The sequence below is a fragment of the Streptomyces sp. NPDC002701 genome (assembly GCF_042889045.1).
In the GTDB taxonomy this organism is placed as follows: domain Bacteria; phylum Actinomycetota; class Actinomycetes; order Streptomycetales; family Streptomycetaceae; genus Streptomyces.
Genome location: NZ_JBIAQL010000014.1, coordinates 111,462 through 128,369 on the forward strand (window position 1 = coordinate 111,462; position 16,908 = coordinate 128,369).

2 pseudogenes are annotated in these 16,908 nt (G+C 74.2%); both read left to right on the forward strand.

Annotated elements, in window-relative coordinates:
* Nucleotides 1–62 precede the first annotated feature (62 nt).
* Nucleotides 63–5,717 (forward strand): annotated as a pseudogene (locus ACFYXC_RS29500) (beta-ketoacyl synthase N-terminal-like domain-containing protein); the annotation flags it as partial.
* Between the two features lie 53 nt (nucleotides 5,718–5,770).
* Nucleotides 5,771–16,888: pseudogene (locus ACFYXC_RS29505) on the forward strand (type I polyketide synthase); the annotation flags it as partial.
* Nucleotides 16,889–16,908: the final 20 nt, after the last annotated feature.

A 16,908-nucleotide genomic window follows, 5' to 3' on the forward strand; every position in this document is an offset into this window, starting at 1 on the left:
GGTGCGGGACCCGCCCATGGCCATCGCACACATCCACTCCCTGGGGGTTGAATCCAGTGGCTGACGAGGCACAACTCCGCGACTATCTGAAGAGGGCCATCGCCGATGCCCGCGCTGCCCGCAAGCAGCTGCGCGAGGTCCAGGAACAGGCGCGCGAGCCGATCGCCATCGTCTCCATGGCGTGCCGCTACCCGGGTGGCGTGACCTCGCCGGACGACCTGTGGCGGCTGGTCGCCGACGGCGTCGACGCCGTCTCCGGCTTCCCCGAGGACCGGGGCTGGGACCTCGAAGGGCTGTTCGACGCCGACCCCGACCACGCGGGCACCTCGTACGTCACCCAGGGCGGCTTCCTGCGCGGCGCGGGCCTCTTCGACGCGGGCTTCTTCGGGATCTCGCCCCGCGAGGCCCTCGCGATGGACCCGCACCAGCGGCTGCTCCTGGAGACCTCCTGGGAAGCGGTCGAGCGGGCCGGCATCGACCCGCTCTCGCTCAAGGGCGCCGACGTCGGCGTGTACTCCGGCGTCTCCGGCCAGGGGTACGGGGCCAGTGCCGGCGTGGTGACCCCGGAGTCGGAAGGCTTCGCGGGCACGGGAGCGTCCTCCAGCGTGGCGTCGGGCCGGGTGTCCTACGTCTTCGGCTTCGAGGGCCCCGCGGTGTCCCTCGACACGGCCTGCTCCTCGTCCCTGGTGGCCATCCACCTGGCCGCGCAGGCGCTGCGGCAGGGCGAGTGCTCGATGGCCCTGGCCGGCGGCGCGATGGTGATGGCGACACCCGGCAACTTCGTGGCGTTCTCGCGCCAGCGGGGCCTGGCCGAGGACGGGCGCTGCAAGGCGTTCGCGGACGGCGCGGACGGGATGGGCCTGGCCGAGGGTGTGGGTGTCGTGGTCCTGGAGCGCCTGTCCGTGGCGAGGGAGCGCGGGCACAAGGTACTCGCGGTGCTGCGGGGCAGTGCGGTCAACCAGGACGGCGCGTCCAACGGCCTGACCGCGCCCAACGGACCCTCGCAGCAGCGGGTGGTCCGCAAGGCGCTGGCCGACGCGGGGCTGTCCCCGGCGGACGTGGACGTGGTGGAGGCCCACGGGACGGGTACGGCCCTGGGTGACCCGATCGAGGCGCAGGCGCTGCTGGCCACGTACGGCCGCGACCGTGATCCCCAACAGCCGTTGTGGCTCGGCTCGTTGAAGTCGAACATCGGACACACGCAGGCCGCCGCGGGCGTCGGCAGTGTCATCAAGATGGTGCAGGCGCTGCGGCACGGTGTCCTGCCGCCCACCCTGCACGTCGACGCGCCGACCTCGCAGGTGGACTGGTCGGCGGGCGCGGTCGAGCTGCTGACCGAGGCACGGGAGTGGCCGAGCGACGGCCGTCCGCGCCGGGCCGGTGTCTCCTCGTTCGGCGTCAGCGGCACGAACGCGCACCTGATCCTGGAGGAGGCGCCCGCCGCCGAGGCGCCCGACGGCGAAGGGCAGGCACAGCGGCCGTCGGTGTCCGCGAGTGTGGTGCCGTTGGTCGTCTCGGCGCGCAGCGAGGGTTCGCTGGCCGGGCAGGCGGAACGGCTCGCGGCGTTCGTCGAAGACGCCGACGAGGTGGCACTGACGGGCGTGGCCGGGGCGCTGGCGTCCGGCCGGGCGGTGCTGGGCGAGCGCGCGGTGGTGGTGGCCGGGTCGGACGAAGAGGCGCTGAGCGGGCTGGGGGCGCTGGCGCGTGGTGAGAGCAGTACGCATCTGGTGTCCGGCAGTGCCGGATCAGGTGCGCCGGGCAAGGTGGTGTGGGTGTTCCCGGGGCAGGGCTCGCAGTGGGCGGGTATGGGCCGGGAGTTGCTCGATGCGTCGCCGGTGTTCGCGGAGCGGATCGCGGAGTGTGCGACGGCGCTTGAGCCGTGGATCGACTGGCCGCTCCTCGACGTGCTGCGAGGCGAGGCCGATGCCGAGCTGCTGGAGCGGGTCGATGTGCTGCAACCGGCCAGCTTCGCCGTGATGGTGGGCTTGGCTGCGGTGTGGTCGTCCGTGGGTGTCGAGCCCGACGCGGTGCTGGGCCACTCCCAGGGCGAGATCGCCGCCGCGTGTGTGTCGGGTGCGCTGTCGCTGGAGGACGCGGCGCGGGTGGTGGCGTTGCGCAGCCAGGCCATCGCCGAACAGCTTGCCGGGCGTGGTGGCATGGCTTCGGTTGCTCTCAACGAGAGTGAAGCCGACGCCCGTCTGTTGCGGTGGGAGGACCGCGTCGAGGTGGCGGCCGTCAACGGTCCGTCCTCGGTGGTCGTCGCCGGTGACGCCGAAGCCCTGGACGAGGCTCTGGCAGCCCTGGCCGCTGATGGTGTCCGCGTGCGTCGGGTGGCGGTGGACTACGCGTCCCACACCCGCCATGTCGAGGACATCCGCGAGGCCCTCGCCGAGACCCTGGCCGGTATCGAGGCTCAGGCACCGACCATCCCGTTCTACTCGACCGTCACGGGCGGTTGGGTCGGGGACGCCGGTGTTCTGGACGGCGGGTACTGGTATCGCAACCTGCGCGGCCAGGTCGGTTTCGGCCCGGCTGTCGCCGAGCTGATCCGCGAGGGCCACGGTACGTTCGTCGAGGTCAGCGCCCATCCGGTGCTGATGCAGCCGATCACCGAGATCATCGACGGCAGCGACAGCAACGTCAGTACGGTGGTCACCGGCTCGCTGCGCCGTGAGGACGGCGGTCTGCGTCGGCTGCTGGCCTCGATGGCGGAGCTGTTCGTCCGGGGCGTATCGGTGGACTGGACCGGCGTGCTTCCGGCCGGAGCCACGTCGGCGCGGCTCGACCTGCCGACGTACGCCTTCGAGCACCAGCACTACTGGCTGGAGTCCACCCAGGCGGTCACCGACGCGACCTCGCTGGGGCTCGCCGGAACCGACCACCCCCTCCTCGGCGCGGTCGTCGAGCTGCCGCACTCCGACGGGCTCGTCTTCACCTCACGCCTGTCGCTCAAGTCCCACCCCTGGTTGGCCGACCACGCGATCGGCGGCAAGGCGCTCCTCCCGGGCACGGGACTCGTCGAACTGGCCGTACGGGCCGGTGACGAGGCCGGGTGCGGGGTGCTGGAGGAGCTGGTGATCGAGGCACCCCTCGTGGTGCCTCAGCACGGCGGCGTACAACTGCAGGTCGCCGTGGGAGCGCCGGGCGAGAACGGCGTACGTACCGTGGAGGTCCATTCCCGGCGTGCGGACGCCGGCGGGGACGGGGACGCGTGGACGCGGCACGCCACCGGCACGCTCGCGTCGGCATCGGCGGCACCGGTGACCGAGGTCGACTTCGCCGCCTGGCCGCCGCAGGGTGCCCAGCGCGTCGAGGTCGATGCCGCCGCCTTCTACGACGAACTGCGTGAGCGCGGTGTCGGCTACGGGCCGGCGTTCCAGGGGGTGCGCGCCGTGTGGCGGCGCGGCGAGGAGATCTTCGCCGAGGTCTCCCTGCCCGAGGAGGAGCGCAAGGACGCCGGCAGGTTCGGGATCCACCCCGCCCTGCTGGACGCGGCCCTGCAGACCGGCACGTTCGGGTCCGCGGGAGACACACCGGACGCGGACGGGGACGGGGAGGCCGGGCAGCCGGTACTCGCCTTCGCGTGGAACGGCCTGGTGCTGCACGCCGCCGGTGCCTCGGCGCTGCGCGTGCGGGTCGCACCGAGCGGTCCGGACGCCCTGTCGGTCGAGGCGGCGGACGAGACCGGCGCGCTGGTCGTGACGATGGACTCGCTGGTGTCGCGGGCCGTGTCCGCCGACCAGTTGGAGACGGCGGCGGACACCACGCGCGCCGACTCGCTGTTCCAGGTGGAGTGGAGCGAACTGCCCACGGCCCGGGGACCGCACCCCCTGCCGTCGTGGGTGCCGGTGGGCACCTCGGACGAGGTCGGGGTCCTGGCGGCCGCACGTGCCGAGGCTCCGGCGGCGGTACTCCTGGATGCCGTCGGCGGCGAGGGCGAGGACGCCGTACTGGCGCTGACCTCCCGTGTCCTGGGAGTGGTGCAGGCATGGCTGGCCGCGGACGGTCTGGAGGAGTCGCAGCTCGTCGTCGTGACCCGGGGCGCGGTGCCCGCCGGCGCCGACGGCACGGTGACCGATCCGGCCGGGTCGGCGGTGTGGGGGCTGGTGCGGGCCGCGCAGGCCGAGAACCCCGACCGCATCGTCCTGCTCGACACCGACCCCGACACCAACCCCGATACCGACACCAACCCCGATACCGACACTGATCCCGATACCGACAGCGGCGCCGACACCGAGGGCGTCGTGGGGGTGCCGGACTCCCTGCTCGCCGCGGTGCTGGCCGGCGGTGAGCCGCAGCTCGCGGTGCGCGGGACGCGCCTTTCCGTGCCCCGCCTCGCCCGCGCCACCGGCGCCGGACTCGTGGACGCGGCACCGGTGTTCGGGCCGCAGGGGACCGTCCTGGTCTCGGGCGGCGGTTCACTGGGCGAGCTCATCACCCGGCACCTGGTCGTCCGGCACGGCGTACGGCACCTCGTCCTGGCCAGCCGCCGGGGCCCGGACGCCGAGGGCGTACGGGAGCTGGCCGCCGAACTCACCGGGCACGGCGCGGCCGTGTCGGTCGTGGCCTGTGACGTGTCCGACCGCGGGCAGGTCGAGGCGCTCCTCGCCTCGATGCCCGACGAGCACCCCCTGCGCGGAGTCGTCCACACCGCCGGTGTCTTCGAGGCCGGGCTCGTCGACACCCTGACCCCGGAGCGCCTGGCGAGGGTGTTCGCGCCGAAGGTGGACGCCGTACGTCACCTCGACGAGCTCACCCGCGGCCTGGACCTGGACGCGTTCGTCGTCTACTCCTCCGCCTCGTCCGTGTTCATGGGCGCGGGCAGCGCCGGCTACGCGGCGGCCAACGCCTACCTCGACGGCCTGATGGCGGGCCGCCACGCCGCGGGTCGGCACGGACTCTCGCTGGCCTGGGGCACCTGGGCGCACGCCACCAACATGACCACCCACCTCAGCACCGACGACCAGGCACGGATGAGCCGGCGCGCGAACCGCGACGGAGTCGTCGCGCTCGACCCCGCCGAGGGCATGGACCTGTTCGACGCCGCGGTGGCCCTCGAAGAGCCGCTGCTCGTGCCGGTCAAGCTGGACCTGCGGGGCGTACGGGCCGGTGCGGCGGCCGGTGGCGCGGTGCCGCATCTGCTGCGCGGCCTCGTACCCGCCGGGCGGCAGCAGGCGCGGGCGGCGGCCGGGAAGGACGGCGACCTGCTCGGCCGGCTGTCCGGGCTCACCGGGCCGGAGCAGGAGGCCGTGCTCCTGGACCTGGTGCGGGCCCAGGCCGCGGTGGTGCTCGGGCACAGCGGGCCGGAGGGCGTCCGGGCGGAGACCGCGTTCAAGGACGTCGGGTTCGACTCGCTCACCTCGGTGGAACTGCGCAACAGGCTGCGCGAGGTGACCGGCCGGAAGCTGCCCGCCACGCTCGTCTTCGACCACCCGACCCCGCTCGTGCTCGCCCGCTACCTGCGCGACGAACTCGGTATCGGTGACGACGGGTTGTCGCAGGTGAACGCGCGGATAGCAGACGTCGAGTCGCTGCTCGGTGCAGTGCGCCTCGACGAATCCATGAGGTCCGGTATCGCACTGCGCCTCCAGGGCCTGGTGGCCAGGTGCAATGGAGTCGTCGAGCAGGGGGGCGGGGCCACGGTGGCGGACAAGCTGGAATCCGCATCGGCCGACGAGGTCCTCGACTTCATCGATGGAGAACTCGGGCTCGTGTGAGACCGGTTCTGAGTGTCCCGCTCCGTCACATCTCTCGTGAGGACTGAAGAATGGCCACGGACGAGAAGCTCCTCAAGTACCTCAAGCGCGTCACCACGGAACTGCACACCCTGCGCAAGCAGGGCTCCTCGCACGCGGGTGAGCCGATAGCGATCGTGGGCATGGCGTGCCGGCTGCCGGGCGGCGTGACGGGGCCCGAGGACCTGTGGCAGCTGGTGCGGGAGGGCCGGGACGCCGTGGCGGGGTTCCCCGAGGACCGGGGCTGGGAGCTGGAGGGCCTGTTCGACCCGGACCCCGACAACCCCGGCACCTCCTACACCGATCAGGGCGGCTTCCTCCAGGGCGCGGGCCTCTTCGACGCGGAGTTCTTCGGCATCTCACCGCGTGAGGCGCTCGCGATGGACCCGCAGCAGCGGCTCCTCCTGGAGACGTCGTGGGAGGCCCTGGAGCGCGCGGGCATCGACCCCGTCTCGCTCAAGGGCACCGATGTCGGCGTGTTCGCCGGGGTGTCCAGCCAGGGGTACGGTTCCGGCGCGGGCGGAGTCGCGCCGGAACTGGAGAGCTTCACCGGCACCGGCGTGGCGTCGAGTGTGGCGTCGGGCCGGGTGTCGTACGTGTTCGGCTTCGAGGGGCCCGCCGTGTCCGTGGACACGGCCTGCTCGTCGTCCCTCGTCTCGATCCACCTCGCCGCGCAGGCGCTGCGGCAGGGCGAGTGCTCGCTCGCCCTGGCCGGCGGCGTGATGGTGATGGCGACGCCCGGCACCTTCGTGGTGTTCTCCCGGCAGCAGGGCATGGCCGCCAACGGCCGGTGCAAGGCGTACGCGGACGGCGCGGACGGGATGGGCCTGGCCGAGGGCGCGGGCGTGGTGGTCCTGGAACGGCTCTCGGAGGCCCGGGAGCGCGGGCACAAGGTCCTCGCGGTCATCCGGGGCAGCGCCGTCAACCAGGACGGCGCGTCCAACGGGCTGACGGCGCCCAACGGCCCGTCGCAGCAGAGGGTGATCCGCAAGGCCCTCGCCGGTGCCGGACTGGTCTCCGCGGACGTGGACGTGGTGGAGGGACACGGGACCGGAACGGCCCTGGGTGACCCGATCGAGGCACAGGCGCTGCTGGCGACGTACGGACAGGGACGTGATCCTGAACGCCCCCTGTGGCTGGGCTCGTTGAAGTCGAACATCGGGCACGCGCAGGCCGCCGCGGGCGTGGCGAGTGTCATCAAGATGGTGGAGGCACTGCGGCACGGCGTCCTGCCCCCGACGCTGCACGCGCAGGAGCCGACGACCGAGGTCGACTGGTCCGCGGGCGCGATCGAACTCCTCGGGGAGGCCAGGCAGTGGCCGCGCGACGGCCGCCCCCGCCGCGCGGGCGTCTCCTCGTTCGGCATCAGCGGCACGAACGCGCACATGATCCTCGAAGAGGCCCCCGCCGAGGACGGACCACCGGCCGGGGACGAGCTTGCGGCCGGGGACGGGAGTGCGGCCGGGGATGAGGTTCCGGCCCGGGACGGGACGGCGGCCGCGGGTGTGGTGCCTCTCGTGGTGTCCGCGCGGGGCGGGGCCTCCCTGGCGGGCCAGGCGGAGCGACTGGCCGCGTACCTGGACGCCCGGCCCGGCACCGACACCAGCGCCGGCACCGGCGCCGGTACGAGTAGCGACACAGACACAGACACAGACACAGACACAGGTGCAGACACAGGTACCGGCGCTGTGCCGTTGGCGCGCGTCGCCGGGGCCCTGCTGTCGGAGCGGGCGCTCCTGCGCGAGCGCGCGGTGGTCCTGGCCGGCTCGGAGCAGGAGGCCCTCGCCGGACTCGGGGCGCTGGCACGGGGCGAGCACGCGGCCGGTGTCGTGACCGGCCGCGCTCCCGGCTCGGGCGGACCGGGCAAGGTCGTGCTGGTCTTCCCGGGCCAGGGCTCCCAGCGCGTGGGGACGGGCCGGGAACTGTACGAACGCCACCCCGTGTTCGCCCGGGCCCTGGACGAGGCGTGCGAGCAACTGGACGCGCAGCTCGCCGGACGGGTCGACCACCCGGTGCGGGACGTGGTCCTCGGCAGGGTCGCGGACAGCGCCGGGCTCCTGGACCGGACGGTCTACACGCAGGCGGGCCTGTTCGCGGTCGAGAGCGCCCTGTTCCGGCTCGTGGAGTCCTGGGGCGTACGGCCGGACGCGGTCATCGGCCACTCGGTCGGCGAGGTCACCGCGGCCCATGTGGCGGGCGTGCTGTCCCTGCGGGACGCGGCGCGTCTCGTCGCGGCCCGGGGCCGCCTGATGCAGGCCCTGCCGCCCGGCGGGGCGATGGTCGCGGTGGCCGCCACCGAGGAGGAGGTCACCGGACTGCTCGGCGACGGTGTGGAGGTCGCGGCGGTCAACGGCCCGTCCTCGGTGGTGCTCTCCGGCGACGAGGACGCGGTCCTCGCGGCGGCCGGCCTGCTGCGGGACCGGGGTCACAAGACGAAGCGCCTCACGGTGTCGCACGCGTTCCACTCCCTGCGGATGGAGCCGGTCCTCGCCGACCTCGCCGCGGAACTGACCGATGTGGAGTGGCGGGCACCGGCCGTCCCGGTGATCTCGAACGTGACCGGGCGCCTCGCCGCGCCCGACGACCTCACCAGCCCCGAGTACTGGGCCGGGCACGTGCGGCGGCCGGTGCGCTTCGCCGAGGGGATCGCGGCCGCGGTCGGGTACGGCGGCGCGCTGTTCGTGGAACTCGGCCCGGGCGCGGCCCTGAGCGGGCTCGTCGAGGAGACGGCCACCGCGGCGGGCGCCGAGGTGACCTGTGTGGCCGCACTGCGCGACGGCCGCCCGGAGGAGCAGACCCTGCTGACCGCGGTGGCGGAACTGTTCGTGCGGGGTGTCGCCGTGGACTGGAGCCGCCTGCTCCCGGTCACCCCGGCCGCCGCCGGGACCGGCGCGGCGGACGTGGACCTGCCGACGTACGCCTTCGACCGCCAGTACTACTGGCTCCAGACGGCGCAGGCCGCCACCGACGCGGCGTCGCTCGGGCAGGCGGCGGCCGACCATCCGCTGCTCGGCGCCGTGGTGCGGCTGCCGCAGTCCGACGGGCTCGTCTTCACCTCACGGCTGTCGCTGAAGGCGCAGCCCTGGCTGGGCGATCACGCCGTCGGCGGTGTCGTCATCCTCCCCGGTACGGGCTTGGTGGAGTTGGCCGTACGGGCCGGTGACGAGGCCGGGTGCGGAGTACTGGAAGAGCTGGTGATCGAGGCACCGCTCGTCGTGCCGCAGCATGGCGGGGTGCGCGTGCAGGTCGCCGTGGGCGCGCCCGGCGGGAACGGTTCGCGGACCGTGGAGGTCTACTCCCAGCGTGAGGACGCCACCGGTGCGGGCGGCACGGACCTCTGGACACGGCACGCCACCGGCACACTGGCCGCCGCGGTCCGACCCGGCGCGGGCGACGGCGCCGGTGCCGGCGGGTTCGACTTCGCGGCCTGGCCGCCGCCCGGCGCCCAGCGGCTCGACGTCGGCGACTTCTACGACGGCCTGGCGGGGAGCGGTTACGGCTACGGCCCGGCGTTCCAGGGCCTGCGGGCCGTGTGGCGGCGCGGCGAGGAGGTCTTCGCCGAGGCGGCCCTGCCCGACGAACAGCGGGAGACCGCCGACCGGTTCGGCATCCACCCGGCGCTCCTCGACGCCGCGCTGCACGCCGGGATGTTCGGCACCGGCGCGGACACGGCGACGGACACAGGGGACGCGGGCGCGGCGGCGGAGAGCACCGGGCAGCCGGTCCTGCCGTTCGCGTGGAACGGTCTGGAGCTGCACGCCGCGGGTGCGTCCGCCCTGCGCATCCGCCTGACCTCCGCCGGACCCGGCGCGGTGTCGCTGGAGGCGGCCGACGAGACCGGCGGCCTCGTCGTGACGCTGGACTCCCTGGTGTCCCGGCCGGTCTCCGCCGACCAGCTGGGGACGGCCACGGACTCGGCGGTCGCCGACTCCCTGTTCCAGGTGGACTGGACCGAACTGCCCCCGGCCGAGGGCGCCGTGCCCGCCCCGACGTGGGCGCCGGTCGCCACGGCCGAGGACGTGACGGCCCTGACGGCCCAGGACCTCGGTGCCGGGGTTCCGGCGGTGGCGGTCCTGGAGGCCGTCGGCGGCGGGAGGGACGGCGACGGCGACGGTGAGGACGCCGTACTGGCCCTGACCTCCCGTGTGCTGGGAGTGGTGCAGGCGTGGCTGTCCACGGACGGCCTTGAGGAGTCGCGCCTGGTCGTGGCGACCCGGGGCGCGGTGCCCGCCGCCGCGGATGGCACGGATGGCACGGACGGTGTGGTGACGGATCCGGCCGGGGCGGCGGTGTGGGGGCTGGTGCGGGCCGCGCAGGCCGAGAACCCCGACCGGATCGTCCTGATCGACGCCGACCCGGCCGCCGACGACGGAGTGGTCCCCGTACTGGGGGTGGTACTGGCCGGCGGGGAACCCCAGGTCGCCGTCCGCGGTACGGGGCTGCGGGCCCCCCGGCTCGCCCGCGCCGCCCGGCACGTCCCGGAAGCCGCCGGGGTGTTCGCCCCGGACGGCACGGTACTGATCACCGGCGGCACCGGGTCGCTGGGCAGCCTGGTGGCCCGGCACCTGGTCGCCCGGCACGGCGTACGGCACCTGGTGCTGGCCGGCCGGCGCGGCCCGGACGCCGAAGGAGCGCGGGAACTGGTCGCCGACCTCACCGCACAGGGCGCGACCGTGTCGGTGGTGGCCTGCGACGTGTCCGACCGGGACCAGACCGGGGCCCTGCTCGCCTCGGTGCCCGACGAGCACCCGCTGCGCGGTGTCGTGCACACGGCGGGCGTGCTGGACGACGGGGTGATCGGGGCGCTGACCCCGGAACGCCTCGCGGGCGTGTTCGCGCCCAAGGTGGACGCGGTGCGCCACCTCGACGAGCTGACCCGTGACCGCGACCTGGACGCGTTCGTCGTGTTCTCGTCCGCGTCGGGTGTGTTCGGGTCCGCCGGCCAGGGCAACTACGCGGCGGCCAACGCCTTCCTGGACGGGCTGATGGCGGCCCGCCGCGCGGCGGGCCTGCCGGGCCTCTCCCTGGCCTGGGGCCTGTGGGAGCAGAACGCCGGCATGACCGCCCACCTGGGCGGCGCCGACCAGGCGCGGGCGAGCCGGGGCGGTGTCCTGGCGATCGCGGCGACCGAGGGCCTGGACCTGTTCGACGCAGCGCTCGTGTCCGGGCGGGCGCTGCTCGTGCCGATCAAGATGGATCTGCGCGGGGCGCGGTCCGGTGCGGCGGCCGGGGGAGTGGTCCCGCACCTGCTGCGCGCTCTCGTGACCGCGGGACGCCGGCAGGCGCGGGCGGCGGCGGGGGCGGACGGCGACCTGTCCCGCCGGCTGTCCGGACTCGGCGCGGCGGAACAGGAGGCCCTGCTCCTCGATCTCGTACGGACCCACGCCGCGGTCGTCCTCGGCCACAGCGGGCCGGAGAGCGTCCGCGCGGACACCGCGTTCAACGAGGCGGGATTCGACTCGCTCACCTCGGTGGAACTGCGCAACCGCCTGCGCGACGCGACCGGCCTCAGGCTCCCCGCCACACTGATCTTCGACTACCCGACCCCGCAGGCCCTCGCCGGCTTCCTGCGCGAGGAGTTCGGGGACACCGCGACGACCGGCAGCCCGGCCGCCACCGCCGCTCCCGCCGCCGACCCCGACGAGCCGGTCGCGATCGTGGGGATGGCGTGCCGGCTGCCCGGCGGGGTGGCAGGACCCGAGGACCTGTGGCGGCTGGTGTCCGAGGGCCGCGAGGGCACGTCCGCGTTCCCCGACGACCGCGGCTGGGACCTGGAGGACCTGTTCGACCCGGACCCGGAGAGCGCGGGGACCTCGTACACCAGCCGCGGTGGCTTCGTACGCGGAGCGGGCTCCTTCGACGCGGAGTTCTTCGGGATCTCGCCGCGTGAGGCCCTCGCCATGGACCCGCAGCAGCGGCTCCTCCTGGAGACGTCGTGGGAGGCGCTGGAGCGGGCGGGCATCGACCCGACCTCCATGAAGGGCACGGACGTCGGCGTGTTCTCCGGGGTGTCCAGCCAGGGGTACGGGGCCGGCGTGGTCGCACCCGAACTGGAGGGCTTCGCGAGCACGGGCACCGCGTCGAGCGTGGCGTCGGGCCGGATCTCGTACGTCTTCGGCTTCGAGGGCCCGGCCGTCACGGTGGACACGGCGTGCTCGTCGTCGTTGGTGGCGATGCACCTGGCCGCGCAGGCGCTGCGGCAGGGCGAGTGCTCCATGGCACTGGCGGGCGGCGTGACGGTGATGGCGACACCGGTCAGCTTCGTCGAGTTCTCGCGCCAGCGGGGCCTGGCGGGCGACGGCCGCTGCAAGGCGTACGCGGACGGCGCGGACGGCACCGGCTGGGCCGAGGGCGTCGGCCTGGTCGTCCTGGAGCGCCTCTCGGTGGCGAGGGAGCGCGGCCACAAGGTCCTGGCCGTGCTGCGGGGCAGCGCGGTCAACCAGGACGGCGCGTCCAACGGCCTGACCGCTCCGAACGGACCCTCGCAGCAGCGGGTGATCCGGCGGGCCCTGACCAGTGCGGGTCTCTCCCCGGCGGACGTGGACGTGGTGGAGGGCCACGGGACGGGTACGGCTCTGGGTGACCCGATCGAGGCGCAGGCGCTGCTGGCCACGTACGGCCGCGACCGTGATCCCCAACGGCCGCTGTGGCTGGGGTCGTTGAAGTCGAACATCGGGCACACGCAGGCCGCCGCGGGCGTCGGCAGTGTCATCAAGATGGTGCAGGCGTTGCGGCACGGTGTGCTGCCGCCCACGCTGCACGTCGACGCGCCGACCTCGCAGGTGGACTGGTCGGTGGGTGCGGTGGAACTGCTGACCGAGGCGCGGGAGTGGCCGAGCGAGGGCCGTCCGCGCCGGGCGGGCGTGTCCTCCTTCGGCATCAGCGGCACGAACGCGCACCTGATCCTGGAGGAGGCGCCGGACCACGGCGTCGCGCCCGCCATGGACGAACCGCCGCTGTCCTCCGGCGAGGCGGTGCCCCCGGTGGTGCCGTTGGTGGTGTCGGCGCGCAGCGCGGGAGCTCTGGCGGGGCAGGCCGGGCGACTCGCGGCGTTCATCGAAGACATCGAGCGCATCGGGAACGTAGAGGAAGCCGACGGAGCCGGCCGGGCGCCGCTCGCGGGCATCGCCGGAGCCCTGGTGTCCAGCCGTGCGCTGCTGGGTGAGCGCGCGGTGGTCGTGGCCGGGTCGGGAGCCGAGGCACTCGCCGCGCTGCGGGCGCTGGAGCGGGGCGAGAACCCGGCCGGCGCGGTCACCGGAAGGGCGACCGGTTCGGGAGCACCCGGCAAGGTGGTGTGGGTGTTTCCCGGTCAGGGCTCGCAGTGGGCGGGTATGGGCCGGGAGTTGTTGGATACGTCGCCGGTGTTCGCGGAGCGGATCGCGGAGTGTGCGGTGGCGCTTGAGCCGTGGATCGACTGGTCGCTCCTCGACGTCCTGTGTGGTGACGCCGACCCCGGTCTGTTGGAGCGGGTCGATGTGCTGCAGCCCGCGAGCTTCGCGGTGATGGTGGGTCTGGCGGCGGTGTGGTCCTCGGTGGGTGTCGAGCCCGACGCGGTACTGGGCCACTCCCAGGGTGAGATCGCAGCCGCGTGCGTGTCGGGTGCGCTGTCGCTGGAGGACGCGGCGCGGGTGGTGGCACTGCGCAGTCAGGCCATCGCCGAACAGCTCGCCGGGCGTGGCGGTATGGCCTCGGTGGCGCTGAGTGAAGCTGAAGCCGTCGCCCGTCTGGTGCGGTGGGAGGACCGGGTCGAGGTGGCGGCGGTCAACGGTCCGTCCTCGGTGGTCGTCGCCGGTGACGCCGAAGCCCTGGACGAGGCTTTGGCCGTACTGTCGGGCGACGGAGTTCGGGTGCGTCGGGTGGCGGTGGACTACGCGTCCCACACCCGCCACGTCGAGGACATCCGTGACACCCTCGCCGAGACCCTGCTCGGCATCGAAGCTCAAGCACCGACCATCCCCTTCTACTCGACCGTCACCGGCAGTTGGGTGGAGGACGCCGGTGTTCTGGACGGCGGGTACTGGTACCGCAACCTGCGCGGCCAGGTCGGTTTCGGCCCGGCTGTCGCCGAGCTGATCCGCGAGGGCCACGGCACGTTCGTCGAGGTCAGCGCGCACCCGGTGCTGGTCCAGCCGATCACCGAGATCATCGACGACGGCAGTGACACCCATGTCAGCACGGTGGTGACCGGTTCGCTGCGCCGTGAGGACGGCGGTCTGCGTCGGCTGCTGGCCTCGATGGCGGAGCTGTTCGTGCGGGGCGTACCGGTGGACTGGTCCGGCGTGCTTCCGGTGGGGGCCGGTGCCGCTGCGGCGGGTGTGGATCTGCCGACGTATGCCTTCGATCACCAGCACTACTGGCTGGAGTCCACCCAGGCGGTCACCGACGCGACCTCGCTGGGGCTCGCCGGAACCGACCACCCGCTCCTCGGCGCGGTCGTCGAGCTGCCGCACTCCGACGGGCTCGTCTTCACCTCACGCCTGTCGCTGAAGGCGCAGCCCTGGCTGGCCGATCACCGGGTCGGCGGAGTGGTGCTGGTCCCGGGCACGGGGCTGGTGGAGCTGGCCGTACGGGCCGGTGACGAGGCCGGGTGCAGCGTCCTGGAGGAACTGGTGATCGAGGCGCCGCTCGTGGTGCCGGAGCACGGCGGCGTGCGCGTGCAGGTCGCCGTGGGAGCGCCGGGCGAGAACGGCGCACGCACCGTGGACGTGTACTCGCGACCCGAGGACGCCACCGGCCGGACCGGCGCGGACGCGTGGACGCGGCACGCCACCGGCATGCTGGCCGCCACCGGGCAACCGGGGGCCGGGGTCGACGGGTTCGACTTCGCCGCCTGGCCGCCGCCCGGCGCGCGGGCGGTGGACGTCGACGGCGGCTACGACCTGCTCACCGAGGTCGGCTACGGCTACGGGCCGGCGTTCCAGGGCGTACGCGCGCTGTGGCGGCGCGACGACGAGATCTTCGCCGAGGTCGCCCTGCCCGCGGAACACCGCGGGGACGCCGACCGGTTCGGCCTCCACCCCGCCCTGCTCGACGCCGCCCTGCACTCCCCGCTGCTGCAGATCACGGGCGCGGGCACGACCGCGGGCGACAGCGACGCCCAAGCCCAGGCCCAGGCCGAGGCCGGGCCGGACGGGCCCGGCGTGCCGGAGCTGCGGCTGCCGTTCGCGTGGAACGGCCTGGTGCTGCACGCCGCGGGTGCCTCGGCCCTGCGGGTGCGCCTCGCGCGCCGCGACGGCGACGCGCTGTCGCTGGCGGCGGCGGACGAGACCGGCGCCCTGGTCGTGACGATGGACTCGCTGGTGTCCCGGGTGGTGTCCGCCGAACAGTTGGAGACGGCGGCGGACACCACACGCGCCGACTCGCTGTTCCGCGTGGAGTGGACCGAACTGCTGCCGCTGCAGGGGACGGAGCTCAGCCCGTCCTGGGTCCCGGTGGCCACCGCGGAAGAGGTGGCCACTCTCGCCGACGACGTGGAGTCGGGGGCCGAGGCCCCGGCGCTGGCCGTCCTGGAAGCCCTCGGTGACGACGGACAGGGCGCGGTGCTGGAGCTGACCACCCGGGTCCTGGAGGTCGTGCAGTGCTGGCTGGACGGGCCCGGCCTGGAGGAGACGCGGCTGGCCGTGGTGACCCGGGGCGCGGTGCCCGCCGACGGCGAGGACACGGTGACCGATCCGGCCGCGGCGGCCGTGTGGGGCCTGGTGCGCAGCGCACAGGCCGAGAACCCCGACCGCATCATCCTGATCGACACCGATCCGGCCTCTCCGGTCTCCGCCGACGGAACGGTCTCCGCCGACGGAACGGTCTCCGGCGACGGAGCGGTCTCCGCCGACGGAGCGGCACCCGCTGAGGTGGCGGCGCCCGCTGAGGTAGCGATGCCCGCGCTCGGGGTGGCGCTGGCCGGCGGTGAACCGCAGGTCGCGGTGCGCGGCGCGGTGCTCTCCGTCCCCCGGCTCGTCCGTGCCGGGACCCCGTCCCCGGACCTCTCCGCGGCGGACCCCTCCGCGGTGTTCGGGCCGCAGGGGACCGTCCTGGTCTCGGGCGGTGGTTCGCTGGGTGGCCTGGCGGCCCGGCACCTGGTCGCCAGGTACGGCGTACGGAGTCTGGTCCTGGCCAGTCGCCGGGGCCCGGACGCCGAGGGCGTACGGGAGCTGGCCGCCGAACTCACCGGGCACGGCGCAGCCGTGTCCGTCGTGGCCTGTGACGTGTCCGACCGCGGGCAGGTCGAGGCGCTCCTCGCCTCGATGCCCGACGAGCACCCCCTGCGCGGGGTCGTCCACACCGCGGGCGTGACCGACGACGGCGTCATCGGGTCGCTGACCCCGGAGCGCCTGGCGAGGGTGTTCGCGCCGAAGGTGGACGCCGTACGGCACCTCGACGAGCTCACCCGCGGCCTGGACCTGGACGCGTTCGTCGTCTACTCCTCCGTGTCGGCGGTCTTCATGGGCGCGGGCAGCGGAAGTTACGCGGCGGCCAACGCCTTCCTGGACGGGCTGATGGCGGCCCGCCGCGCGGCGGGCCTGCCGGGGCTCTCACTGGCCTGGGGTCTGTGGGAGCAGACCAGCGGCATGGCGGCCGACACCGACGACCTCACCCGGACCCGGATGAACCGGCGCGGCGGCCTCCAGGCGATCTCACCCGCGGAGGGCATGGAGCTGTTCGACGCCGCCGTGGGCTCCGGGCGGGCACAGCTGGTGCCGGCCAGACTGGACCTGCAGTCACTGCGTACCCAGTCCGCGGGCGGCGGGGGAGTGCCGCACCTGCTGCGCGGCCTGGTCCGCGCCGGCCGGCAGCTCGCCCACACGGCGAGCGCCGGTGACCAGGGCAAGGCGCTGTCCGAGCGGCTGGCCGGACTCCCGGCCGCCGAGCAGGCGGCCGTGCTGCTCGACCTCGTCCGCGCCCAGGTCGCCGCGGTGCTGGGCCACAGCGCCACCTACCGGATCGACGCGGACCAGGGGCTGTTCGAGGTCGGCTTCGACTCCCTCACCTCCATCGAACTGCGCAACCGGCTCCGCGACCTCAGCGAGCGCAAGCTCCCGCCCAACCTCGTCTTCGACCACCCGACGGCGGGCATGCTCGCCGCCCACCTGCACGAGCTGATGTGCGGCGAACAGGCGGCGCTCCCCGCCGCGCCCCCCGTAGCGGTCTCCGTGTGAAGCGGCGATCCCCCGAAAGA